The sequence below is a fragment of the Micromonospora sp. BRA006-A genome (assembly GCF_033433935.1).
GTDB lineage: Bacteria > Actinomycetota > Actinomycetes > Mycobacteriales > Micromonosporaceae > Micromonospora > Micromonospora aurantiaca.
Genome location: NZ_JANCLW010000001.1, coordinates 5,588,877 through 5,611,537, shown reverse-complemented (window position 1 = coordinate 5,611,537; position 22,661 = coordinate 5,588,877). Strand labels below are relative to the sequence as shown.

Below are 22,661 nucleotides of genomic sequence, written 5' to 3'. Positions count from 1 at the left end.
CCCGGCGTACGCCGGTGGCAGACGTCGACGGCAGGGGGTCGGGGTGCGGTTCGGGTTGTTCGGCACCGGTTACTGGGCGGCGGAGACGCATGCCGCGGCCATCGAGGCGCACCCGCGGGCACGGCTCGCCGGCGTCTGGGGGCGCAACCCGGCGAAGGCGGAGGAACTGGCCACCCGGCACGGCGTGCCGGCCTTCACCGACGCGGACGCGCTCATCGACGCCTGCGACGCGATCGCCGTGGCGCTTCCGCCGGACGTGCAGGCCGACATCGCCGTCCGTGCCGCCACTGCCGGGCGGCACCTGCTGCTGGACAAGCCGCTGGCGCTCGACCTCGCCGACGCCGACCGGGTGGTCGACGCAGCACAGGCGTCCGGGGTGGCCTCGGTGGTCTTCTTCACCCAGCGCTTCCACCCGAACGTCACCGGGTTCCTCGCCTCGACCGCCGCCGCGGGCGGCTGGCAGCACGCCCGCGCCACCATGTTCGCGTCGATCTTCCAGCCCGGGAACCCGTACGGCGACTCGACCTGGCGGCGGGAGCGCGGCGCGCTGTGGGACATCGGCCCGCACGCGTTGTCGCTGATCCTGCCCGTGCTCGGCCGGGTCACCCGGGTCGCCGCGATGGACGGCCCGAGCGGCCTGGTGCACCTGCTGCTCACCCACGACGGCGGCGCCACCAGCTCGCTCTCGCTGACCCTGGACGCGCCGTCCGAGGCGGTCACCCGGGACTTCGTCTTCTTCGGCGAGAACGGCACCGAGATCGTCCCGCCCGGCGACGGCAGCGCGCTCCAGGCGTTCGGCGCCGCGCTCGACCAGTTGCTGGAGGAGGTCGACGCCGGCACCCGCGACCACCGCTGCGACGTGCGGTTTGGCCGCGAGGTGGTGGCGGTGCTGGACGCCGCGCAGACCGCCCGAGCCCAGGCCCGCACCGTCGAGATGTAAGGAAGGGCCCCTTCTTAACGCCTCGGGTAGAGGAGGGGCCCCTGCTTAACACCCGCCGGTCAGGCGTCGGCCAGCGTGACCAGCGCCTCGCCCAACTCGGTGGGGGTGTGGAACTCCTCGGCCGGCAGGGACCGCAACGCCTGGAGCGCCTCGGTGCCGGCGCCGTTCTCCTGGCCCCAGCGGACCAGGTCCTCCCGCGAGACCGGGTAGTCGAGCCCGGCCAGGAACTCCCGCAACTGCGCACCGGTGACCGTCATGCCGCCCGGCTACCCACTGAGCCCGGCACCATGCCCGCCACCGGGACCGGGCCGGGTCCGCCGCACGCCCGCCACCGGGACCGGGCCGGGTCCGCCGCACGCCCGCCACCGGGACCGGGCCGGGTCCGCCGCACGCCCGCCCCGCCGGACTCGGGCCGTACCCGCCGCCGTACGCCCGCCGCCGGGCCCAGCGGCGGCGGTTTGCCCCGACGGGCCCCGGGTAGCCGCGGACATGCTGGTACAGCGGCTCGGCGCGCCGAGCGACTTCGACCCCTTGCTGGACCGCGTACGGGACGCCCGGGTGGTGATGATCGGCGAGGCGACGCACGGCAGCTACGACTACTACCGGCTGCGGGAGCAGCTGACCCGGCGGCTCATCGCCGAACAGGGGTTCGACTTCGTGGCGGTGGAGGGGGACTGGCCGGACTGCGACCGGGTGCACCGGTCGGTGGTCGGCGCGCCGGGCGGGCTGGCCGATCCGCTGGTGGCGCTGGAACGGTTCGAACGCTGGCCCACCTGGATGTGGGCGAACGCCGAGGTGGCCCGCTTCTGCCGCTGGCTGCGGGCGTGGAACCTGGAACGCCCCGAGGGGGAGCGGGCCGGCTTCCACGGGCTGGACGTGTATTCCCTCTGGGAGTCGATGCAGGCCATCTTCGACTACCTCGGTGAGGAGGATCCGGCCTCGCTGGAGGCCGCCCAGGAGGCGTACCGCTGCTTCGAGCCGTACGGCAAGCGGCCCGAGGAGTACGCGATGGCCAGCCGGTTCGTCTCCGCCCGGTGCGAGGAGGAGGTGGTCCGGCTGCTGGCGCGTACCCGGGAACAGGCCGCCGCGGACGGCCCGGACCGCTTCTCGGCCTGGCAGAACGCGGAGGTGGTGGCCGGCGCGGAACGGTACTACCGGGCCATGGTCGGCGGCGGCCCAGAGTCGTGGAACGTCCGCGACGTCCACATGGCCGACACGCTCGACCGGCTGCTGGACCGGTACGGGCCGGACTCGCGGGGCATCGTGTGGGCGCACAACACGCATGTCGGGGACGCCCGGGCCACCGACATGGCGGCGGACGGCATGGTCAACATCGGGCAGCTGGGCCGGGAACGGTACGGCCGGGACGCGGTGGCGCTGATCGGGTTCGGCAGTTGGCACGGCAGTGTGGTCGCCGCGCCGCGCTGGGGCTCACCGGCCGAGACGATGGTGGTGCCGCCGGCCCGGGAGGGTTCGGTGGAGCACCGGCTGCACGAGCTGATGCCGGACCGGGCGGTGCTCGTCTTCGGCGGCGACGACCAGCCGGAGTGGGTGACCGGCGAGGCGGACCACCGGGCCATCGGGGTGGTGTACGACCCGAGCTTCGAGTCCTGGGGCAACTACGTGCCGACCCGGCTGGGCGAGCGCTACGACGCGTTCATCTGGTGCGACGAGACGACGGCGCTGCACCCGCTGCCGACGCCCGTGACGCCGGGCGAGATGGAGACGTACCCGGCGGGTGTGTGACGGGTGGGGCCCGGACGGGCCCCACCCGCACCGATCACACGTTCGCGTGCTGCTTCTCGGCGAGGTGGGCGCGCAGGCCCTCACCCTCGACGTCCACGTTGGGCAGGATCTTGTTCAGCCAGCGCGGCAGCCACCAGGCGGCGTTGTTCAGCAACGACATCACCGCCGGCACGATCGTCATCCGGACCACGAAGGCGTCGATGGCGACACCGATCGCGAGCGCGAAGCCCATCGACTTGATGATCGGGTCCTCCAGGAAGACGAAGCCGCCGAACACCGAGATCATGATGAGCGCGGCGGCGGTGACCACCCGGGCGCCGTGCCCCATGCCGTTGATGGTGGCCTGCTGGGCGGTGTCGCCGTGCACGAAGTCCTCACGCATCCGGGAGACCAGGAAGACCTCGTAGTCCATGGCCAGGCCGAACAGGATGCCGATGAGCAGGATCGGCAGGAAGCTGACCAGCGGGGCCGGGGTGTCCAGGCCGACCAGGTCGGCCAGGTGGCCCTGCTGGAACACCGCGACGGTGATGCCGAACGTGGCCGCCACGGTGAGCAGGAAGCCCAGCGCCGCCTTGACCGGCACCAGGATCGACCGGAACACCAGCATCAGCAGCAGGATCGACAGGCCCACCACCAGCAGCAGGTAGACCGGCAGCGCGTCGGAGAGCTTCTCCGACACGTCGATGCCGACAGCGGTGACGCCGGTGAGCAGCACGTCGGCGTTCTGGATGCCGGAGACCTGCTTGCGGATGTCGTGCACCACCGTCTCAGTGGCCTCGTCGGTCGGGCCGGTCTTCGGGATCACCCCGATCAACGCGGTACGCCCCGACGGGTCGACCTGCGGCGGGGCCACGGCCAGCACCCCGTCGGTCTTCTGGACCAGCGCGGTCACCTGCGGGATGGCGGCCTGCGTGTCCTGCGGCGAGTCCGCGGTCACCACGACCGCGAGCCGGCCGGTGAAGCCGGGGCCGAAGCCCTCGCGGATCAGGTCGCTGCTGACCCGGGCCGGGGTGCCCTCGGCGGCGGCGGACGCGTCCGGCAGCGCCAGGCGCATGTCCTGGGCCGGGATCGCGAGCAGGCCGAGGCCGAGCAGGCCGACCAGGATCACCGGGACGCGCAGCTTGGTCACCCACCGCGCCCAGCGGAAGCCGAAGCCGGAGCGGTCCTCCGAGCCGGTGGTCGGATCCTCGACCGCCTTGCGGTCACGCAGCTTGCGCGGCAGCACCTTGTGGCCGGCGAAGCCGAGCAGCGCCGGGGCCAGCGTGATCGCCACCAGCACGGCCACCGTCACGGTGCCGGCGGCGGCCAGACCCATCACGGTGAGGAACGGGATGCCCACCACGGCCAGGCCGGCGAGCGCCACCACGACCGTCGCGCCGGCGAAGACGACTGCCGAGCCGGCGGTGCCGACCGCGCGGCCGACCGCCTCCTCCGGGGAGAGCCCGTCGAGCAGGTTCTGCCGGTGCCGGGAGGTGATGAACAGCGAGTAGTCGATGCCGACCGCGAGGCCGAGCATCAGCGCCAGGATCGGCGCGGTGCTGGTCAGTTCGACCGCGCCGCTGAGCGCGAACAGACCGGCCATGCCGACGCCGACGCCGATCAGCGCGTTCAGCATGGTCATCCCGGCCGCCACGAGCGAACCGAACGTGATCACCAGGACGATCGCCGCGACCAGCACGCCGATCGCCTCGGTCGAGCCGACCTCCGGCTCACCGTTCAGTACCTCGCCGCCGGGGGCGATCTGCCAGCCCTGCGCCTCGGCCTGCGCGCCGACCTTCTCGTACGCGTCGCGCTGCTCGTCGGTGACCTCGTCCGCGCCGCCGGCGAACTGCACCTGGATCAGCGCGTACCGGCCGTCCGGGGTGAGCGCCTGCGCCTGGTACGGGTCGACTGCGCCGACCACGCCGGGCAGCGTGGCCGCCTCCTCGGTGACCTGCTTGACCACCGCCTGTCCGGCGGGTGAGGTCAGCGCGCCGTCCTGCGGCGCCTTGATCGCGATGGTGCCGGTCGCGCCGCTGGCCGCCGGGAAGCGGTCGGCGAGCAGGTCGATCGCCTTCTGCGACTCGGTGCCCGGCATGGTGAAGTTGCTCGCCGTCGGGCCCTTCAGCGTGGCCGCGGCCAGGCCGAGTCCGACGAGTACGACGAGCCAGACGACGGCGACGAGTCGCCGCCGGCGCAGGGATGCCCGGCCGAGCCGGTACAGCAGGGTCGCCATGGACCTTCCTTGTCCTCGCAGGTTCGGTTCAGGTGGTGACTTCGAGCGCGCGGTACGCCACGGCGAGCAGCGCGGGCCGCAGCTGTTCGTCGGGGATGTCCAGGAACTCGCCGCAGGTCTCGGCGATGCCGGCGAGCACGACGAGCGCCGCGACGCGTGCCTCCGGACGGTCGGAGAAGCCGGAGAAGGCGGCGATGAGTTGTTCGGAGATCTGCTGGATGTGGGCGAACGCGGGCTGCTGGAGCAGGTCGGGGAACTCTCCCCGCAGCAACGCGATCTCCCGGCGGAAGCGGACCGCCAGGTCGACGAAGCCCTCCGCCGCGACGCGTTGGGCCTCGGCGCCGGTGTGCGCGGCGATGCGGACGTCCAGCTCCTCCAGCATCGTGATGGCCGGGGCCATCAGCTCGCAGAGCAGGGCGTCCTTACTGGCGAAGTGGTAGAGCACCGTGGCCTTGGAGCAGCCGACGTCGCGGGCGATGTCCTGCAGCGAGGTGCCCTTGTACCCGGTGACGGCGAAGCGGCGAGCGGCGGCGGCCAGCAGCTCGTCGTGGGTGGCGGTGGTGGGTCGCGCCATGTCCTCCAGCATGCCTGACCGATCGGTCAGGTGCTGACCGATCGGTCAGATCCGCCGCGTGGCGTTCGCCACAACTTCCTGTCTCCGCAGGTCAGGCCGATGTCCCGGTCCAGTCGGCAAGCCATTCCCCGGACCAGGTGAGCGCGCCGGAGTGCAGGTCGGCGACGAGTCCGCGTACCCAGTCCAGCTCGGCGCGGAGCAACTGGGCCGGGCGGGTACGGGACTGAGTCAGGCCGGTGGGCCACCGTGCCTGCGGTCGTACTCGGCCCGGGCCGCGCTGATCGCCTCGCGGTGCCGCTCCGCCCAGCTCGTCAGCGCCACCAGCGACTCGTACAGCTCCCGGGCCATCGGCGTGGCCGTGTACTCGACCTTCGGCGGCACCGTGGGATGCACGTGCCGGTCCAGCAGCCCGTCCCGCTCCAGGTTGCGCAGCGTCAGCGTGAGCATCCGCCGGCTGATCCCCTCCACCCGGCGCTCCAGCTCGGTGAAGCGGACCGGGCCGGCCGAGGCGGCGATCAGGATGCCGATGGCCCACTTGCCGCCGACCCGGTCCAGCGCCTCCCGCACGGTGCAGGCGCTCGCCTGCCCCGCCGCGTCCGGTCCGCACCGGTCCGCCTCCGCCTCACCCACGCCCCGATCGTCCCAGGTGCCGGCCGGTGCGGCGCGCCGGGCGCCATGTCGGGGTTGCCGAGCCGGGCCCGGCCCGGGATGGTGGTCCGATGGGCGCCGCCGACGAGACCCGGGCCGGAGTGTCGCTGACCAACCTCGACCAGCCGCTGTTCGACGGCGCCGGGGCGACCAAACGCGACCTGGTCGACTACCTCGACGCGATGGCTGACCGGATCCTGCCGGAACTGCGGGACCGGCCGCTGTCGGTGCTGCGGGTGCGGCCCGGCCAGGAACCGTTCATGCAGAAGAACCTGCCGAAGTACACGCCCGACTGGGTGCGCCGCACCGAGGTGTGGGCGGAGGCTTCGCACCGGCGCATCTCGTACGCGCTCTGCGACGACCGGCGGACGCTGCTCTGGTTCGCCAACCAGCGTGCGGTGGAGTACCACCCGACGCTGGCCCGCGCCGGTGCGCCCGAGCACCCTTCCCACCTGGTGCTCGACCTGGACCCGCCGGAGGGGGACGCGTTCGGCGCCGTGGTGCGGGTCGCGCTGCTGGTGCGGCAGGCACTCGCCGACGCCGGGCTCGCAGGCGCGGTGAAGACGAGCGGCGCCAAGGGGCTGCACGTGATCGTGCCGGTGGATCCGGCCACCACGGCGGAGGAGGCCGCCGCCGCGACCCGGGCGCTCGCCGCCCGTACCGAACGGCTCGACCCGGCGGCCGCGACCACCGCGTTCATCGTCGCCGACCGCGGCGGCCGCGTCTTCGTCGACTCCACCCGGGCGTACGGCGCGATGGTGGTGGCCGCGTACAGCCCTCGGATCCGGCCCGGCGCCCCGGTGTCGTACCCGGTGGGCTGGACCGACCTGGAGAGCGCGAGGCCGGCCGACTTCACCGTGCGTACCGTGCCGGGCCTGCTGGGGGACCGGGATCCCTGGGCGGAGGCGCTGCCCGCGCCGCAGCGCCTGCCGGCGGACCTGGTCGAGCAGGGGCGGACCATCCCGGTGGCCCGGGTGCAGGCGATGCACGAGGGCAAGCGCCGTGCCAAGGCCCGCCGCGAGGCCGGGTGACGCCGCTGCGCGTCAGCGGCGCCGGGTCGCCGTCGCCGGTGGCCGCTTGCCCCAGGTGAACGCGATGAGCACCACGGCCAGCGCCCAGGTGACGATCATCGTCCAGATCGGGCGGGTCTCGGTGGCCGCGCCGACGAACCCGCCGATCGCGTAGCTGACCAGGCAGAGCAGGCCGGTCGCGGCGAGCCGCCCGGCCGCGCTGCGGCCCTCCGGCTCGAACACCCAGTCGGCGATGCCCTTCGTGGTGCGCAGCACGGTGCCGGTCTGGTACGACGTGGCGGTCTGCACGCCGAACGTGCGGACGACGAGCCCGCCGAGGATGCCGACCGGGAACGCCAGCAGCGCGGTCAGGATCGTGCGCTCGGTCAGCGAGTCGCGTCCCGAGTCGAGGGACCGGTCCACCAGCCCCCAGAGCACGAGCAGCGCCAGCATGGCGAGCAGTTCCATGCCCGGCGGGGTGAGCGGGCCGGCCGGGCGCACGCGGCGGATCCCGGCGCCGAGCAGGCCGCCGAGGCCGAACGCGACAAGTGACGCCACCGCGGCCGGCCAGGGCGGAAAGTGATCGGCGGCACCCATTCCGACGAACGCCACGTTGCCGGTCTGAATACCCACGAAAACCTTGTACTTGAGGAACGAGAAGGCGTCGACCACGCCGGCGAGGCCGGTGGAGAGCGCAAGTGCCAGAAAGGGCATGTGGAAGTCGTATTCCCCCACCCGCCAGCGATCCTCCGCGTTGTTGGACATCGCCCTCCCTACCCCTGGCTGCGCCCGTGAAACGGGTACGGCGCGCGATGCGCAGAAGTGCCGGGAAAATGGTTTCCCGTCCTTTCCGGTGAATGGCGCGATCGCGTTATTCACCTGGGGGATCCGGTTCGGCAGCATCGAAATTGCGTCTCGACGGCGAGACCCGAAGTCGAAGGAGGCCGAGCGCATGTTCGTGCTCCCCGTCGCCAGAATCCGCGTCACGTTCTACTCGATCGCGGCGCTGGCCGTCGCCGGGATCGCCACGAATGCTCCGGTCTGGAGCATCGCGGCGTCGCTGTTCCTCTGTGTCGCGATTCCGCTCGCGGTGGCCTTCCAGGGCCCGGAACACCTGCGGGCGTTGTTCGTCCCGTCCCGGGCCGCCGAATCGGCGGTCCACACCCGGAAGGAAATACGTCATGCCCCGATCCAATGACCGTGCCGGAATGGGATCGCCCAAGGACCACCAGATGGTCGGCACGGTTCCGCGGAATCCGGCGATCGACCAGTCACACCCCGACCTGGTGCATCCGCCGTCGACGGACAACGGGCTCATGCCGAACCTGGTGTTCCCGTTCTCGCTGGCGCACACCCGGCAGGAGAGCGGCGGCTGGACCCGGGAGGTCACCAACCTTCTCCTGCCGATCGCCCACGACCTGGCGATCGTGAACATGAAGCTGAACCCCGGGGCGTACCGGGAACTGCACTGGCACATCCAGTCCGAGTGGGCCTTCGTCCTCACCGGAAGCTGCCGGATCGCCGCCGTGGACCAGGAGGGCCGCAACTTCCTGGAGGACGTCAAGGCCGGTGACCTCTGGTACTTCCCGGCCGGCATCCCGCACCACATCCAGGCGCACGACGAGGGCGTGGAGTTCCTGCTCGTCTTCGACGACGGCTGCTACTCCGAGGACGCCACGTTCCAGCTCACGGACTTCTTCTCGCACGTGCCGAAGGAGGTCATCGCCAAGAACTTCGGCTGGACGATGCAGCAGATGGCCAACTTCCCGCCCGAGTCCGAGCGGTACATCTTCCCGGGGCAGAGCCCGCCGCCGCTGGCCGAGGACCGGGTCTTCAGCCCCACCGGCGACGTGCCCCGGACGTTCAAGCACAGCCTGCTCGCCCAGACGCCGGAGAAGTTCGAGGGCGGCAGCGTACGCATCGCCGACTCGAGCAACTTCGCCGCGGCGATCACCACCACGGTCGCCATGGTGGAGATCGAACCCGGCGCGATGCGGGAACTGCACTGGCACCCCAACGGCGCGGAGATGCAGTACGTGATCTCGGGCAAGGGACGCATGGGCGTCTTCGCCAACCACGGCACCGCGCGCACCTTCAACATGGAGACCGGCGACGTCGGCTACGTGCCGATCTCGATGGGTCACTACATCGAGAACATCGGTGACAAGCCCTTCGTCTACCTGGAGCTGTTCCGGACCGCGAAGTTCGAGGACGTGTCCCTCGCGCAGTGGCTGGCGAACATCCCGCCGGAGGTGGTCGCGGACACGATCAACGTGCCGCGCGAGCTGGTCGAGGCGCTTCCGAAGACGAAGAGCCCGCTGCAACGGCACTGAGGACGCGATGCCGAGCGCGGACGCCGCGACCCTGTGGTGTCCGCGCTCCGCGCCGCATTCCTCAACCTTCGTCCCGCGACTCCCAGACCAGCGCCAGCTCCACCCGGTTGTGGACGCCGAGCTTCGCGTAGATCGACCGCAGGTGGGTGTCGACGGTGTGGAACGAGACGAACAGATCCCGGGCCGCCTCCTGCTTCGTCCTGCCGACCGCGAGCAGTTCGGCCACCCGTACCTCGGCGGGCGTCAGCGCGGCCGCGGCCGGACGGCAGGCCTCGTCGCCCGCCGGGCCGTCGTGCTCCCGCGTTCCGCCGGCACCCATCCGGGTGTACATCGCGTCGGCCTCGGCCAGCAGGTCGAACGTCTCGGCCGGCGGCAGCCCGGGCGACCGCGCCAGGTCGTGCAGCGCGTCGGCCAGGGCCGGCCGGGCGGAGGTGGTCCGGAGCAGCCGTACCGCCGCGCGCAGCGCCGCCGGATCGCCGGTCAGCAGCCCGTCGGCCTGGTGTGCCACCCCGCGCCAGAGCGCGTTGTTCGCCAACCCGGCGGCCCGCTTCAGGTGGTCGGCGAGGGCCTCGGCGCGGTGCCGGTCACGCAGCGCCAGCGCCGCGCGGACCAGTCGCGGGCCGTGGTGCGGCACCAGCAGCAGGGGAGCCATCGAGCGGTCCGGCATGGCGAACGCGGCCTCCAGGAGCGCGGCGTGCCGGCCCGGTTCCGGGTCGCTGGCGGCGGCGCAGCCCAGCCGGAACCACTGCATGTCGTCGGGCCAGCCCACGACGGGGCGCTCGTCCGCCAGCAGCTCCCGGGCTGCGGCCACCTCGCCCCGGCGCAGCAGCACCTCCACGACAGTGGCGAGCAGATCCACCCGTGCCTGCGCCGGCAGGGCGCCACCGCGTCCGGTCAGCGCGAGCCGGGCCCGGGCCTCGGCCTCGGCCAGTTCGCCGGTCGTCAGCCGCAGGACGCAGTCCAGCGCGGTCACCAGCGGCTGCGCCACCGCACCCAGCGTGTCGATCTCGGCGGCGACGCCGTCCAGCGCGGTCGCCGCGTCGACGTACCGGCCGAGCGCGATCTGGTTCGCCACCCGGTCGACGCGCAGGAAGATCGCCTGCGTACGGGCGGCCGGCTCGCCCGCGTCCACCTCCCGCAGGATCCGCGCGGCGCGGGGCAGGTCGCCGGTGGCGGTGGCCCGGGACGCGTTCGCCAGGGCCAGCCGGATACCGCCGCCGGGGGAAGGGCTGCGTTCGTGCGCCCGCTCCGCCGCCGCCACCAGCTCGGCGGCGTCTGGATGCCCGAACCGCGCCGCCTGCGACGCCAGCATGGTGAGCGTCCAGCTCCGCCCGGCGGCATCCAGCTCCTGGTTGAGCGCCCGACCGAGGTACGTCAGGGACAGCGAGGGGCGCTGCGTCGCGTAGTAGGCCCCGAGCCGTCCGAGCAGCATCGCCCGCTGCCGTGGCCCGTACCTGTCGGCGGCGACCTCCCGGTGCAGCATGCGCAGCGTCTCGTCCACCCGGCCGGCCAGGTAGAGGTTGTCGGCGACGTCGACCAGCCAGGCCAGGCGCTCGTCGGCCGGGCCGGGTGCCGGGGCGGCCAGCAGCAGGTCCGCGGCGAGGCTGGGTCCGACCGCCGGGTCGGCCGCCAGGCGCGTGGCGAGCGCCCGGGCGGACCGGCTCACCGCCGGCAGGACCCGCAGGAGCTGCCGGGCGGCCTGGGCGGCGCGCCCGGCGTCGGCGAGCACCTCGGCGGCCGTCTCGCGCAGCGCCTGGCGCACCGAGGCCGTCGTGTCCCGCAGGACGTCGTCGCGCAGCGCGATCGAGGCCAGCCGCAGCCCGGCCGCGGTGTCGACGAGGAACCCGCGGGCGATCAGCTCCTCCACCGTCGCGTCGATCGGCTCGTCCGGCGTGCTGCCGGTGCGTCCGGCCACCGCTTCGAGGAACCACAGGCCGCAGGGGGCGTCCGCGACGGCGACGCCGCGCAGGACCCACCGCTGCGCGGTGGTGAGCGACGAGGGTACGCCGGTGTGCATCTTGGGACGGTTGGTCAACGGCGTCTCGGGCAACTGGCTCACCTTCGCAGGTGCTGGGGTTCGACCCGTTCACCGCGAGGTTAGCCAGCTCGCGACCTGCCCATCCCCGAATCGGGGGACAAAGGTGAGGGCGGCTCCGGGTCTCCGGCGCGGGCCGCTAGATCACGCGGCGCCGTACCCGCCAGACCACCAGACCGATCAGGATCGCCGCGACGGCGACGAACACCGCCGCCTCGATGAGCTGGAACGTCCAGAACCGGTCCGCCGGATGGTAGACGCCGAACTGCTGGACGCCGCGCGCGTGCAGGAACTGGTTGAGGTTCGTGCCGGCCCGGTCGGCGGCGTCCGTCAGCTCGGCGTACTCGGTCCCGCTCAGACGGCGCCCGGTGGCGTCGGCGTAGCCGCGTTCGATCACCCAGTCGGCGACGCCCGGCACGTGCCCCGCCCGGTCCGTCGAACCGCCGGCGGGGACCGGCGCCGTGGTGGTGAGCGGTGTGGCGTACGCGGGACGGGCCACCAGCGCCACGGTCATCCGGGCGGCGAGGAACGCGCCGAACGCGACGCCGAACGCGGGCAGGCTGCGCCGCAGGATCGCCCCCGCGGCGGTGGCCACGCCGAACGCGAACAGCGCGTACGCCACCGGGACGAGTCCCTCCAGGTCGAAGGCGTCGTACTGGAACCGCCCCTCCCACGCGTCGAACGGCTGCCGGAACCAGGTGAGCACCGCGGTGAACATCCCGGTGAGCGCTACCGTGACGCCTGCGAGTGCCACGAGCTTGGCCGCCAGCCAGCGCATCCGCGGCACGGCCTGCGTCCAGGCGAGCTGCCAGGTGCCGTCCTCCAGCTCGCGGGCGAGCAGCGGCGCGCCGAGGAACGCGCTGATGACCACGGGGACCAGGTAGAAGGCTGCCAGGAGGTTCTCGACGTACCCGTACTCGTCGTCGAGCCGGCGGAAGGAGGCCGTGCAGGCCGCGTCGACGCCGGCCTGGCCCGCGCACCGCGCGGGACCGCCGGGGAACAGGTCGTGGGCCTGCGTCCCGAGCACGAGCAGGGCGACGCCGAACAGGCCGACGAGCAGACCCAGGACGCAGACCTCGGCCCGGTGCTGACGCCAGATCAGCCACGTCATGCCGGCACCCCCGGTGTGACCGCGGCGCCCGGCTCGGACTGCCGGCGCAGGTATGCCAGCACCAGGTCCTCCAGCGCGACCGGCTGGGCCTGCCATCCGGGCGCGGCCGGGAGCCCGCCGTCGCGTACCAGCAGGGTCGTGTGCCTGCCGCTGTGGACGGCCTCCACGACGGCGCCGGCCCGGTCGAGGTCGTTGGCCGTGCGCGGGCCGACGAGCAGCCGGTGCTCGGCGAGGAGGGTGTCGATGTCGCCGGTGAGCGTGACCCGGCCCTGGTCGAGCACGACCAGGTGGTCGCAGACGCGCTCCAGCTCGTGCACGACGTGGGAGGAGAACAAAACTGTCACCCCGCCCTCGGCCACCGCGCCCATGAGGACCTGGAGGAACTCGTGCCGGGCCAGTGGGTCGAGGCTGGCCACCGGCTCGTCGAGGACGAGCAGGTCCGGCCGCTTCGCCAGGGCCAGGGCCAGCGCGACCTGGGCCTGCTGCCCGCCGGAGAGCGTGCCCGCCCTGCGGTCGAGCGGGATGCCGAGCCTCGCCAGCCGGCGCTCGGCCAGCTCCTTGTCGAACCGCCTGTTGCAGGACCGGCCGAAGCGGAGCATCTCGGCGACGGTGAAGCGCTTGTACAGCGGGTGGTCCTGGGCCAGGAACCCGATCCGGGACAACGTCTGCGGGGTGCTCGCCGTGACGTCCCGGCCGAGGACCTCCACCGTGCCGGTGCTCGGTGCCAGCAGCCCGACGACCAGGCGCAGCAGCGTCGTCTTGCCCGCGCCGTTCGGCCCGACCAGGGCGATCACGCCGCCCGCCGGCAGGGCCAGGGTGCAGTCGCGCAGTGCCCAGCCCTTCCGGTACCGCTTGCCCACGCGGTCGGTGCGCAGCGCGAACCCGGTGTCCGTCACGCCACGTCCTCGTTCCTCGTCTGCCGGCGGACGGAGGTGAACAGTGCGTCGACCGCCTGCTCGTCGAGGCCGGCCGAGTAGGCGCGGCGCAACCAGGTCTCCAGGCCACGGCGCAGCGACGTGTACGTCGACGCGGACATCGCGGCCGATTGCTGTTCGTTGACGAACGTGCCCTGGCCGGGCCGGCCGGTGACCAGGTTCTCCTGCTCCATCTGCCGGTACGCCTTGGCGACGGTGTTCGGATTGATCGCCAGGTCCTCGACCACCTCGCGGATGAGCGGGAGGCGGTCACCGGGTTGCAGGAAGCCCAGCAGCACCGCCTGGCGGACCTGCTGGACGAGTTGCAGGTACGGCGGCACGCCGGAGTGGGTGTCGAGCCGGAAGACGAACACGGTGCTCCTCACTGCTTTACTAGTAACGTAGTAAAGCAGTGGGCGAGCGGTCAAGGGAGCGGACGCGTCCGGGAACGGAACGAGCCCGGCAGCCAGGGCGGCTGTCGGGCTCGTGAAGGTCTTTTGGTGCGAGTTCTTGGCAAGTGTGCCCCCGGCAGGATTCGAACCTGCGCTCCCGCCTCCGGAGGGCGGTGCTCTATCCCCTGAGCTACGGGGGCTCAGCGACCCGAGAAGAGTAGCAAACCCCCTCCCGGATCACCGAATCGGTACCCCCGCGAGTCGATCTTCGACGGATCAGGCCGCGGCGACGGCGCGACCGCAGCTCGGCAGCGGGTGCAGCACGACCCGGCGGGGCAGCCGGCGGGGCCACTCGTTGCGCGGCCACGAGCCGTCCACGATCAGGTGCACGGTGCGTTCCTCGGCGCCGCTGAGCCGCAGCACGAAGTCCCGGGGTAGCGGCGGGTCCACCGAAGGCGTGGTCACCATGAACCGCACCCGTCCCCGCGAGGAGACCGCCGACACCACGTCGGCGGCGGGCATGGTGCCGCGCAGGCGTACCCGGCCGATCCAGTAGACCTCCGCGGCGTGCTCCTGGGCCGCCCGCGTGATCGCCGGGTACTCGCTGCGTACCCAGCGCTCGACCGCGCCGACGCACAGGCCGCAGGCCCGCTCGCGCGGCTCGCGCGGCCCCAGACCCCAGGCCCGGAGGTACGCCCCGACGGTGCCGGCGTCCATCGCCAGCCCGAACCGGCGCTCGATGAGGGTGGTCAGGCTCTGTCGTGTCCAGAGCTCCTCGTCGAGGCCGAACTCGTCGGGGTGGACCCCCCGGAGCACGTCGATGAGTTCGAGTTCCTGTTCGCGGCTGAGCGTTCCCGGCTCGCCCTGCCGCAGTCCGCGACGGACGGCTGCCACCGCTCCGTCACCACCGATGGTGTGGCGTCGGCACCAGCTGGTCACCGACCGCCCTGCGTCTCTGAGTGCAACCCCCACGTCTTGGGCAACGAGCCCGAATCGCAACTGGTCACGATATGTGGGTAGAAAACTCTCCAACCTCCACAATGACCCCTTAACCCCAAACCGTTACAAACACCCAAACCGGAACATCTTACCCCGCATCACCCAACCCTCGCGTGGGCACGCCGCCCCACTCGACCGCCCCGCCCGCCCGAGCACCTCACCCGTTGTTGATCGACTCCACTTCGCCGAAGTGGCTGCATCGCACCCACCCGACCCCACCACCTCCCCGAGCTGGTGTCGATCAAGAGCGGGGATACCCCCACCTCCCCGAGCTGGTGTCGATCAAGCGCGGAACCGGAAGCGCGCACGCGTGAGGCGGCGAGGATGCTCTTTCGGGCCGACCCCGGGCCGCCCTTGCTTCCTGCTTCCGCGATCTTGCACTTGCGGCCCTCCTGCAACGGGGCGAATCCGGCAGCGCTGGGGCAGTAAGTGCAAGATCGCCGGGGCCGGGGCCGGGGCCGGGGCCGGGTGTGGGGACGGGGAGGCCCGGTGCCCCTGGGAAGGGGACCGGGCCTCGAGATCGTGCGGTACGGCGGGTGTTACGGCGTGCCGCCCAGGCGCTTCAGGGCGGCGTTCAGGTTCGTCAGGTCGTTCTGCTGGGTGTTCTTCATGATCTGGGCGACCGCCAGCACGTCGTCGTCGTGCCCCTCGTCGAGGATGCCGTCGATCATGTGCACCCCGCCGATGTGGTGGCGGATCATCATCTGGAGGAACAGCACGTCGAACTCGCGACCGCTCGCGCCGCGCAGCTTCGCCATCTCCTCCGGCGTCGCCATACCCGGCATCAGGCCGTTCCTGACCAACCCGCCGCCGTCCTTCATCCACGCCATCGGCGCCTGCTCGCCGGTCGGGTCCAGCTTCCAGGACCGCAGCCAGGTCTGCATCGTGCCGATCTCGCCCTGCTGGCCGGTGGCGATGTCCACGCCGACCTGGCGTACCTCCGGATCCTGGCCCTGGCTGAACGCCAGCAGACCCATCGCCACGGCCTGGTTGTGGTGGGCGGTCATGTCCCGGGCGAACCCGGCCTCCGCCGAGTTCTCACCCGGACGGGTGAGCGTCGGCGTGAGCAGACCGCCCGCGTACCCGAGGACCAGCCCGGCCACGAGGGCGGCGGCCACCGCCAGCAGACCGTAGCGGCGCACCGCGCCCCGGCCGCCCTGGTCGGCGGCCGGAGCCTCGTCCAGTTCGCTGTCGGTGGTCACCGGAGCGGTCATCGCGGCGTCCTCACTGGGTGGGCTGCTGGGGCATGGTGTTCTGCAGGTTGTCCCGCGGGGTGGTGCCGGTGGCGGTGACGCCCTGGTCGCAGAGCGCGTTCGGGCCCTCGATCGAGGCGTTCACCCGCAGGGTCTTGATGAAGTCGTCGATCCGGCCGTCGTCGGCGTTGTCGACCTTGAGCTGGTAGCCCCAGGCCTGGAGCGAGATCGGCTTGTCCAGCCCTTCGAACGGGCTGAGCATCGTCTTCTCCTTGCCCTGCACCTTGCTGCGGAGCTTCTCCACCTGGTCGGCGGGCAGGTCCGGGCGGTAGGTGATCCAGACGGTGCCGTGTTCCAGGCTGTGCACCGCGTGCTCGTTGGCGATCGGGGCGTCGTAGACGTCACCCATGCAGTTCTGCCACGCCTGGTTGTGCGGGCCGCCGACCGGCGGGAGGATGTCGTACTTGATCGCGCCGGGCTGGTGGTTGCCGCCCTTGACCAGGTCCTTGTCCTTGGCGCGGTAGTCGACGATGCCGTCGATCGCCTCGGCCCGCTTCTGCCACGGCTGGCCGCCCTGGTAGACCGCCCAGGCACCGACGCCGATGATGCCCACGGCCAGGACGCCGACCGCGACGAAGAGGGCGATCGGGCCCCACGAACGGCCCTGGCTCACCTTCACCGGGGCGACCGGCTTGCGGCCCTTGCCCCCGGCGCCCTGCCGTGGCGTGCCCTTGCCGCCCCCGGCCTTGCCCGAGCCGGCCTTCGCGGCGGGCTTGTCGGCAGCCGCGGGCCGGCCGGCGGCCGGCTTCTTGCCGGTGCTGACCACGGTGGGACGGCGCTCCGGGCCGCCCGGGGTGCTGATGCTCATCGTGCCTCGTCAGGTCGGTCGGTCAGGGGAGCGCGGGGCCGGTTCACATGCTGGGTCGCCTCCGCGGTGCCCGAGTCTACCCCCGATAACATGGTTCGGTGACTCCCGCAGAACTCGCCGAGGTCGTCCTCGCCGCAGCCCACGCCGTCTTCGACGAGCGGGGACTGGACCGCGCCGCGCTGCCCGCGCAGACCACCGTCGAGCGACCCCGTAATCCCGATCACGGTGACTACGCCTCGACGCTGGCGCTCCAGCTCAGCAAGAAGGTGGGCGTACCGCCGCGGGATCTGGCGACAGCGCTGGCCGACGAACTGGCCAAGGCGCCGGGGATCAAGTCGGTGGAGATCGCCGGTCCCGGCTTCCTGAACATCCGCCTGGACGCGGCCGCCGCCGGCCAGCTCGCCAAGGTCATCGTCGAGGCCGGTCCGGCGTACGGACGCAGCGACACCCTCGCCGGTCAGCGGATCAACCTGGAGTTCGTCTCGGCGAACCCGACCGGCCCGGTGCACATCGGCGGGGTCCGCTGGGCGGCCGTCGGCGACGCGCTCAGCCGCCTGCTCCGCGCCACCGGCGCCGACGTGGGCACGGAGTACTACTTCAACGACGCCGGCTCCCAGATCGACCGGTTCGCCCGGTCGCTGCTGGCCGCCGCGAAGGGCGAGCCCGCGCCGGAGGACGGCTACGGCGGCGCGTACATCGCGGAGATCGCCGCCGAGGTGGTCCGGCTGCGGCCGGACGTGCTCGACCTCAGCGAGGACGCCGCCCAGGAGGTGTTCCGGAACGAGGGCGTCCAGCTCATGTTCGCCGAGATCAAGTCGTCGCTGCGCGACTTCGGGGTGGAGTTCGACACCTACTTCAACGAGAAGGACCTGCACGACGGGGGCGCGCTGGACGCGGCGCTGGACCGGCTGCGGGAGCAGGGGCACGTCTTCGAGTCCGAGGGCGCGACCTGGCTGCGCACCACCGAGTTCGGCGACGACAAGGACCGGGTGCTGCGCAAGTCCAACGGCGAGTGGACGTACTTCGCCGCCGACTGCGCCTACTACCTGAACAAGCGGGAGCGCGGCTTCGACCGGGTCGTGATCATGCTGGGCGCCGACCACCACGGCTACATCGGCCGGATGAAGGCGATGTCCGCGTGCTTCGGCGACGACCCGGCGCGCAACCTGGAGATCCTCATCGGCCAGTTGGTCAACCTGGTCCGCGACGGCGCCCCGGTGCGGATGAGCAAGCGGGCCGGCACCGTGGTCACGCTGGAGGATCTGGTCGACGCGATCGGCGTGGACGCGGCCCGGTACGCGCTGGCCCGCTACTCGGCCGACTCGCCCATCGACATCGACGTGGAGCTGTGGACCCGGGCCAAGAACGACAACCCGGTCTACTACGTGCAGTACGTCGCGGCCCGTACCGCCGGTGCGGCCCGCAACGCGGCCGAGATCGGGCTGACCCGTGGCGACGCCGCCGCGTTCCAGCCGGAGCTGCTCGGCCACGACAAGGAGAACGAGCTGCTCAAGGCGCTCGCCGAGTTCCCCGCCGTGGTGGCGACCGCCGCCGAGCTGCGCGAGCCGCACCGGGTGGCCCGATACCTGGAGGAGAGCGTCGCGCAGGCGTACCACCGGTTCTACGACAACTGCCGGATCGCCCCGCAGGGCGACGAGGAGATCACCGACACCCACCGGGCGCGGCTCTGGCTCAACGACGCCACCCGGGTGGTCATCGCCAACGGCCTGCACCTGCTCGGGGTGTCCGCGCCGGAGCGGATGTAGCGTGCGAGCGCGAGGAGTGAGCTTGCGAGCCCCGCAGTCGCGAAGCGGAGACGAGTAGACATGCGGGCGCACGAGGCAGGCGCACTGCACGGTGAGATCGGCAACCGGGGGCCGGCGTGGCTGCGTACCCCGGTGGACGTCAACGCCCTGGTGCCGCAACTGTGGCCGCGCAACGTGACGCGCGGCCCCGGCGGCGCGCTCACCGTCGCGGGCCTGGACGTCCGCGACCTGGCTGCCGAGTACGGCACCCCGGCGTACGTGCTGGACGAGGACGACCTGCGCGAGCGCTGCCGCGAGTTCCGCGCGGCCTTCCCGGACGCGGACGTCTACTACGCCGGCAAGGCGTTCCTGTGCCGCGCCGTGGTCCGGATGATCGACGAGGAGGGCATGTTCCTCGACGTCTGCACCGGCGGCGAGCTGGCCACCGCGCTGTCGGCCGGGATGCCGCCCGAGCGGATCGGCTTCCACGGCAACAACAAGTCGGTGGCGGAGCTGACCCGGGCGGTCGACGCCGGGGTGGGCCGGATCATCGTCGACTCGTTCACCGAGATCGACCGGCTGACCGAGCTGGCCCGCGAGCGCGGGGTACGCCCGAAGGTGCTGGTCCGGGTCACCGTCGGCGTGGAGGCGCACACCCACGAGTTCATCGCCACCGCGCACGAGGACCAGAAGTTCGGCTTCTCGCTCGCGGGCGGGGCCGCCGCGGCGGCCGCGTTCAAGATCCTCGACGAGGACGTGCTGGAGCTCCGCGGCCTGCACTCGCACATCGGCTCGCAGATCTTCGACGCCAGCGGCTTCGAGGTGTCCGCCCGCCGGGTGCTCGCCCTGCAGTCGCAGATCCGCGACGCCCGGGGCGTGGAGCTGCCCGAGCTGGACCTGGGCGGCGGTTTCGGTATCGCGTACACCACGCAGGACGACCCGGCGTCGCCGCACGACCTGGCGAAGCGCCTGCGCAAGATCGTCGACGGTGAGTGCGCGGCGGAGAACCTCGCCGTGCCGCACCTGTCGGTCGAGCCGGGCCGCGCGATCGTCGGCCCGGCCGTGTTCACGCTCTACGGGGTCGGGACCGTCAAGGACGTGGATGGCCTGCGCACCTACGTGAGCGTGGACGGCGGGATGAGCGACAACATCCGTACCGCGCTCTACGACGCCTCGTACTCGGCCACGCTGGCGAACCGCACGTCGGCCGCACAGCCGATGCTCGCCCGCGTGGTGGGAAAGCATTGTGAGTCCGGGGACATCGTGGTGAAGGATGAATTCCTGCCCGCTGACGTGCAGCCCGGAGATCTTGTCGCGGTGCCCGGCACCGGGGCCTACTGCCGGAGCATGGCGAGCAACTACAACCATGTCCCGCGGCCCCCGGTCGTCGCCGTCCGCGAAGGTCGGGCGCGGCTGATCGTCCGCCGGGAGACCGAAGACGACCTGCTGGCATTGGATGTGGGATGACCTCACCGGTTCGCTTGGCGCTGCTCGGCTGCGGCACTGTCGGCAGCGACGTGGTCCGGCTGCTGCACGAGCAGTCGGAAGACCTCGCCGCCCGGATCGGCGCCCCGCTGGAGATCGCCGGGATCGCCGTACGCCGGATCGGCCGTGACCGCGGCGACCTGCCTGTCGACCCGGCGCTGTTCACCACCGACGCGCTCGGGCTGATCAAGCGCGACGACGTGGACGTGGTGGTCGAGGTGGTCGGCGGCATCGAGCCGGCCCGCGGCTGGCTGGTCGAGGCGCTGCGCGCGGGCAAGAGCGTGGTCACCGCCAACAAGGCGCTGCTCGCCGAGGACGGCGCCGCGCTGCACGACGCCGCCGCCGAGGGTGGTGCCGACCTCTACTACGAGGCCAGCGTCGCCGGGGCCATCCCGCTGCTGCGGCCGCTGCGCGAGTCGCTGCACGGCGACCGGATCACCCGGGTCACCGGCATCGTGAACGGCACCACGAACTTCATCCTCTCCGCCATGGACTCCACCGGCGCCGGGTTCGCCGAGGCGCTGGAGGAGGCCACCGAGCTGGGGTACGCCGAGGCCGACCCGACGGCCGACGTGGAGGGCTTCGACGCCGCCGCGAAGGCCGCCATCCTCGCCTCGCTGGCGTTCCACACCCGGGTGACCGCCGCCGACGTGCACCGCGAGGGCATCACCGAGGTGACCGCCGCCGACGTGGCCAGCGCCAAGGCGATGGGCTGCACGATCAAGCTGCTCTGCATCGCCGCCCGGGGCATCGACGCACAGGGCCGGGAGACCGTCAACGTCCGGGTGCACCCGGCGATGATCCCGCTGACGCATCCGCTCGCGAGCGTCGGCGACGCGTTCAACGCGGTCTTCGTCGAGGCCGACGCCGCCGGGCAGCTCATGTTCTACGGCCGGGGTGCCGGTGGCGCGCCCACCGCCAGCGCGGTGCTCGGCGACGTGGTGGCGGTGGCCCGCAACCGCCTCGCCGGGGTGCACGCGGCGAGCGAGTCGGCGTACGCGGACCTGCCGGTGCGGCCGATGGGCGAGGCGCTCACCCGCTACCACATCAGCCTCGACGTGGCCGACCGGCCGGGCGTGCTGGCCGGGGTGGCGGGCGTCTTCGCCCGGCACGAGGTGTCCATCGCCACCGTCCGTCAGGGCCCGGCCGGCGGTGACGCGGAACTCGTGATCGTCACCCACGTCGCGCCCGACGCCGCGCTCGCGGCCACCGTGCGTGAGCTGCGCGGACTCGACATCGTCAGGTCGGTGACGAGTGTGCTTCGGGTGGAGGGCGGCGCGTAACCCACGCGTCCCGCCTGATGGTTAGAGCAGGGTGTGCCGGTGGCCGGGCGGGCAGGCTGGTCCACGCTGTTGGCAGGCCCCGGAGCGGGGCGACAGAGGCGAGGAGCACGACATGTGGCGGGGACTGATCGAGGCGTACCGGGATCGGCTGCCGGTCACCGAGGCGACTCCCGTCGTCACCCTGCACGAGGGCAACACGCCGCTGCTGCCGGCGCCGGTGCTCTCCGCCCGGGTCGGCGCGGACGTGTGGCTCAAGGTCGAGGGCGCCAACCCGACCGGCTCGTTCAAGGACCGCGGCATGACCGTCGCGGTCTCCAAGGCCGTCGAGGCCGGTGACAAGGCGATCATCTGCGCCTCCACCGGCAACACCAGCGCCTCCGCCGCCGCGTACGCGGCCCGGGCCGGGATCACCTGCGCGGTGCTGGTGCCGCAGGGCAAGATCGCGCTGGGCAAGCTGGCGCAGGCGCTCGTGCACGGCGCGAAGCTGCTCCAGGTGCAGGGCAACTTCGACGACTGCCTCGGGCTCGCCGGCAAGCTCGCCCAGGACTATCCGGTCGCGCTGGTCAACTCCGTCAACATCGACCGGCTGCACGGCCAGAAGACCGCCGCCTTCGAGATCGTCGAGGCGCTCGGCGACGCGCCCGACATCCACTGCCTGCCGGTCGGCAACGCCGGCAACATCACCGCGTACTGGATGGGCTACTCCGAGGACCTGCGCGACGGCAAGGCCACGAAGGCACCCCGGATGTACGGCTTCCAGGCGGCCGGCGCCGCCCCGATCGTCACCGGTCAGGTGGTGCCGGAGCCGTCCACGATCGCCACCGCCATCCGGATCGGCAACCCGGCGAGCTGGACGAAGGCCATCGACGCGCGGGACGCCTCGGACGGCCTGATCTCGGCGGTCACCGACCGGGAGATCCTGTCGGCGTACCGGCTGCTGGCCCGCGAGGTGGGCGTCTTCGTCGAGCTGGGCAGCGCGGCGAGCGTCGCCGGTCTGCTCCAGCAGGCCGAGGCCGGCCGGGTGCCGGCCGGGTCGCGGGTGGTCTGCACGGTCACCGGGCACGGCCTGAAGGATCCGGAGTGGGCGATCTCCACCGCGCCGGCGCCGGTGACCATCGCCAACGACGCGCTGGCCGCCGCCCGCTCGCTCGACCTGGTCTGATCGCTCCG

21 protein-coding genes and 1 tRNA gene are annotated in these 22,661 nt (G+C 72.4%); 9 read left to right on the top strand and 13 right to left on the bottom strand.

Annotation, left to right across the window (positions count from 1 at the left end):
• The first annotated feature begins 43 nt into the window (after window positions 1-43).
• Complete coding sequence (locus NMK34_RS25510) at window positions 44-940, top strand: Gfo/Idh/MocA family oxidoreductase (RefSeq protein WP_318335515.1); 897 nt, start codon at window positions 44-46, stop codon at window positions 938-940.
• 59 nt (window positions 941-999) lie between these two features.
• Here the strand turns inward: NMK34_RS25510 and NMK34_RS25505 are convergent, their stop codons facing one another.
• Entirely contained in the window at window positions 1,000-1,197 is a 198-nt protein-coding gene (locus NMK34_RS25505; protein ID WP_318335514.1) for a DUF2795 domain-containing protein, read from the bottom strand.
• 232 nt (window positions 1,198-1,429) lie between these two features.
• Here NMK34_RS25505 and NMK34_RS25500 point away from each other — a divergent pair, with 232 nt between their 5' ends.
• The gene (locus tag NMK34_RS25500) at window positions 1,430-2,686 is read left to right on the top strand and encodes an erythromycin esterase family protein (RefSeq protein ID WP_318335513.1); all 1,257 of its coding nucleotides are present in this window, start codon (window positions 1,430-1,432) and stop codon (window positions 2,684-2,686) included.
• 34 nt (window positions 2,687-2,720) lie between these two features.
• Here NMK34_RS25500 and NMK34_RS25495 read toward each other — a convergent pair whose 3' ends face one another.
• From NMK34_RS25495 to NMK34_RS25485, 3 genes are all read right to left on the bottom strand, one after another.
• Window positions 2,721-4,901: an MMPL family transporter gene (locus NMK34_RS25495; RefSeq protein ID WP_318335512.1), complete on the bottom strand. Its 2,181-nt coding sequence runs from the start codon at window positions 4,899-4,901 to the stop codon at window positions 2,721-2,723.
• 28 nt (window positions 4,902-4,929) lie between these two features.
• Window positions 4,930-5,475, bottom strand: coding sequence for a TetR/AcrR family transcriptional regulator (locus NMK34_RS25490; protein WP_318335511.1), 546 nt, complete (start codon window positions 5,473-5,475; stop codon window positions 4,930-4,932).
• A 228-nt stretch (window positions 5,476-5,703) separates the two neighbouring features.
• Window positions 5,704-6,105, bottom strand: a complete 402-nt coding sequence (locus tag NMK34_RS25485; protein ID WP_318335510.1) for a helix-turn-helix domain-containing protein — start codon at window positions 6,103-6,105, stop codon at window positions 5,704-5,706.
• Between the two features lie 89 nt (window positions 6,106-6,194).
• Here NMK34_RS25485 and ligD point away from each other — a divergent pair, with 89 nt between their 5' ends.
• Complete coding sequence (ligD, locus tag NMK34_RS25480; protein WP_318335509.1) at window positions 6,195-7,154, top strand: non-homologous end-joining DNA ligase; 960 nt, start codon at window positions 6,195-6,197, stop codon at window positions 7,152-7,154.
• Between the two features lie 12 nt (window positions 7,155-7,166).
• On the opposite strand, the gene NMK34_RS25475 is transcribed toward ligD, so the two are convergent.
• A complete protein-coding gene (locus NMK34_RS25475) occupies window positions 7,167-7,898 on the bottom strand; it encodes a YoaK family protein (RefSeq protein ID WP_318335508.1) in 732 nt (243 codons plus the stop codon).
• Between NMK34_RS25475 and NMK34_RS25470 the strand changes: the two genes are divergently transcribed.
• Together NMK34_RS25470 and NMK34_RS25465 are read left to right on the top strand one after the other, a co-directional pair.
• Entirely contained in the window at window positions 7,891-8,331 is a 441-nt protein-coding gene (locus NMK34_RS25470; RefSeq protein ID WP_318335507.1) for a hypothetical protein, read from the top strand. The genes NMK34_RS25475 and NMK34_RS25470 overlap by 8 nt on opposite strands.
• Window positions 8,332-8,341: 10 nt before the next feature.
• Entirely contained in the window at window positions 8,342-9,466 is a 1,125-nt protein-coding gene (locus tag NMK34_RS25465) for a cupin domain-containing protein (protein ID WP_318335506.1), read from the top strand.
• Between the two features lie 61 nt (window positions 9,467-9,527).
• Here the strand turns inward: NMK34_RS25465 and NMK34_RS25460 are convergent, their stop codons facing one another.
• The 8 genes from NMK34_RS25460 to NMK34_RS25425 all read right to left on the bottom strand — a co-directional run bounded on the left by NMK34_RS25460 (window position 9,528) and on the right by NMK34_RS25425 (window position 16,978).
• Complete coding sequence (locus tag NMK34_RS25460) at window positions 9,528-11,525, bottom strand: helix-turn-helix transcriptional regulator (protein ID WP_318335505.1); 1,998 nt, start codon at window positions 11,523-11,525, stop codon at window positions 9,528-9,530.
• A 115-nt stretch (window positions 11,526-11,640) separates the two neighbouring features.
• Window positions 11,641-12,612, bottom strand: coding sequence for an ABC transporter permease (locus tag NMK34_RS25455; protein ID WP_318335504.1), 972 nt, complete (start codon window positions 12,610-12,612; stop codon window positions 11,641-11,643).
• Entirely contained in the window at window positions 12,609-13,508 is a 900-nt protein-coding gene (locus tag NMK34_RS25450; RefSeq protein WP_318335503.1) for an ABC transporter ATP-binding protein, read from the bottom strand. Before NMK34_RS25450 ends, NMK34_RS25455 begins: the two co-directional genes overlap by 4 nt.
• Window positions 13,505-13,900, bottom strand: coding sequence for a GntR family transcriptional regulator (locus NMK34_RS25445; protein WP_318336420.1), 396 nt, complete (start codon window positions 13,898-13,900; stop codon window positions 13,505-13,507). Before NMK34_RS25445 ends, NMK34_RS25450 begins: the two co-directional genes overlap by 4 nt.
• A 146-nt stretch (window positions 13,901-14,046) precedes the next feature.
• Window positions 14,047-14,118, bottom strand: a tRNA-Arg gene (locus tag NMK34_RS25440).
• 76 nt (window positions 14,119-14,194) lie between these two features.
• A complete protein-coding gene (locus tag NMK34_RS25435) occupies window positions 14,195-14,890 on the bottom strand; it encodes a winged helix-turn-helix domain-containing protein (protein WP_135241822.1) in 696 nt (231 codons plus the stop codon).
• A 566-nt stretch (window positions 14,891-15,456) separates the two neighbouring features.
• Window positions 15,457-16,131, bottom strand: coding sequence for a DUF305 domain-containing protein (locus tag NMK34_RS25430; protein WP_318335502.1), 675 nt, complete (start codon window positions 16,129-16,131; stop codon window positions 15,457-15,459).
• Window positions 16,132-16,141: 10 nt separating this feature from the next.
• Complete coding sequence (locus NMK34_RS25425) at window positions 16,142-16,978, bottom strand: DUF3105 domain-containing protein (protein WP_262013877.1); 837 nt, start codon at window positions 16,976-16,978, stop codon at window positions 16,142-16,144.
• 98 nt (window positions 16,979-17,076) lie between these two features.
• Between NMK34_RS25425 and argS the strand changes: the two genes are divergently transcribed.
• From argS to thrC, 4 genes are all read left to right on the top strand, one after another.
• Entirely contained in the window at window positions 17,077-18,744 is a 1,668-nt protein-coding gene (gene argS, locus NMK34_RS25420) for an arginine--tRNA ligase (RefSeq protein ID WP_318335501.1), read from the top strand.
• Between the two features lie 60 nt (window positions 18,745-18,804).
• Window positions 18,805-20,190, top strand: a complete 1,386-nt coding sequence (gene lysA / locus NMK34_RS25415) for a diaminopimelate decarboxylase (protein WP_318335500.1) — start codon at window positions 18,805-18,807, stop codon at window positions 20,188-20,190.
• On the top strand, window positions 20,187-21,491 hold the full coding sequence (locus NMK34_RS25410; protein WP_318335499.1) for a homoserine dehydrogenase: 1,305 nt from the start codon (window positions 20,187-20,189) through the stop codon (window positions 21,489-21,491). Before lysA ends, NMK34_RS25410 begins: the two co-directional genes overlap by 4 nt.
• Window positions 21,492-21,603: 112 nt before the next feature.
• Window positions 21,604-22,653, top strand: a complete 1,050-nt coding sequence (gene thrC, locus NMK34_RS25405; protein WP_318335498.1) for a threonine synthase — start codon at window positions 21,604-21,606, stop codon at window positions 22,651-22,653.
• Window positions 22,654-22,661: the final 8 nt, after the last annotated feature.